Below are 1,353 nucleotides of genomic sequence, written 5' to 3'. Positions count from 1 at the left end.
TGAGTCGAAATGGGTAGGGGTCGGCGCAGCCGAAAGGGCGGCGTGCGCTAGCTTTCCTAGCATCCTTATCGTTTCTTTGGAGATCCTTTGAGATTAGTCTATTTGTCTCATTTGCATTTTTTTCCCTACTTAACATGGGGGATTCGTTTCTTTCAGGACAAAGAGGGGCGTTACATCGTGATCCCAGAGGGATACACTGTGAAAGGGGGATTGACTCTCAACGATGGCCAGAACGAACTTATCAAACTGGTGGAGAAGTAGAACATGACCGAGTTAGAAACCCTATTATTGAACGAATTCGAGCAATTGCAGACGCAGCACGAAATACAACAAAAGGAATTTGTGAATCTATACAACGATTTAGCGGAGCAGCTCCAGCAGTTGGAAACCCTGATTTGAATCAAGTATCAGTAATCTCTTTTTCAGGGAGTTTGAATCTGGTCACACGCTGCAATTGAGATTGAAGCATGAAAAAAGGCCCCGAAGGGCCTTTTAAAACTGGATTAGATACAGGTTCCACTGCTGCAATCAGGCATATCGGCCCAGAAGAGAACGTTTTCTTCTTTCACAATGCCCAGAGTCATCATGACCTGAACCAGTGGGCTCTTTAATGCTTGTTCACGATCGGTGATCTCTTCGGATGAAGTGAAAACGATGAATTTGATGTTTTCCGCTGGAATAGTGAAATACAAAGAGCTGGCCACACCGGCGATAGTATCAGGCAGCATATCTGTCATCATCAGGACTTCGAAAGAGATGGCTGACGGAATGTTCACCATATTATCAAAACTGCTAATAATGATGTCATTGATAACACCACCGCGAGGATGCCCTTTGAAGAACAGGTCATGCTCCTTACCAATATAGTAAGGGCTGGTTTCGTTGATAGCATTATTGATGATATTAACCTGTTGCTTGGCGTAGAACTCTTTCTCTTCACCACCGGCCCAGGTAGTCGTCCCCGTGAATACAAAGTTAGCCAGTGGACTCTTGTCATATTCTACTTGCAGCCAATTTTGATCAAAACCTACGATTTCAAGGAACAATGCTTGCTGCTCTGAGGACAGTTTTGCATATTTATCCCACTGCATTTGTTTGAGGCTATCACCCAGATACTCTTTTAACTCGTGTAGTTTTGGATCAAGCGTCAAAAAGTCAGATCTCAGCATTGAGTACTCAGTAGGGTAGAGTGAATGCCAGTTAAACTGAGTAGTCAACCAGGGCGCGGAAGAACCACCTGAACCTAAAATGATATTTTTAAGGTTGTCACCGGCTTGCTGTAACAGGTAGGTCTTATCCTGGGTATTGCGCCAGTTGTACAGGTTCACGTATTCAGCAGAGCCATCGTCATAG

The 1,353-nt window shown here is 44.3% G+C and carries 3 protein-coding genes; 2 read left to right on the top strand and 1 reads right to left on the bottom strand.

Annotation, left to right across the window (positions count from 1 at the left end):
- The first annotated feature begins 87 nt into the window (after nucleotides 1–87).
- Both R7127_RS26265 and R7127_RS27135 read left to right on the top strand, forming a co-directional pair.
- Nucleotides 88–261, top strand: coding sequence for a hypothetical protein (locus R7127_RS26265; RefSeq protein WP_262635536.1), 174 nt, complete (start codon nucleotides 88–90; stop codon nucleotides 259–261).
- 3 nt (nucleotides 262–264) lie between these two features.
- On the top strand, nucleotides 265–399 hold the full coding sequence (locus R7127_RS27135; RefSeq protein ID WP_169629211.1) for an MbeD/MobD family mobilization/exclusion protein: 135 nt from the start codon (nucleotides 265–267) through the stop codon (nucleotides 397–399).
- Nucleotides 400–503: 104 nt separating this feature from the next.
- On the opposite strand, the gene R7127_RS26255 is transcribed toward R7127_RS27135, so the two are convergent.
- The coding region (locus R7127_RS26255; RefSeq protein ID WP_318148689.1) for a hypothetical protein at nucleotides 504–1,353 on the bottom strand (850 nt) is incomplete at its 5' end.

The sequence above is a fragment of the Vibrio sp. 1159 genome (assembly GCF_033340395.1).
GTDB lineage: Bacteria > Pseudomonadota > Gammaproteobacteria > Enterobacterales > Vibrionaceae > Vibrio > Vibrio alginolyticus.
The sequence above is the reverse complement of the archived record's forward strand: the minus strand, read 5'-3'. Positions and strand labels throughout refer to the sequence as shown.

Excerpts from the sequence above, each read along its gene's own strand:
- R7127_RS27135 (WP_169629211.1), top strand. The coding sequence starts at position 265 with ATGACCGAGTTAGAAACCCTATTATTGAACGAATTCGAGCAATTGCAG.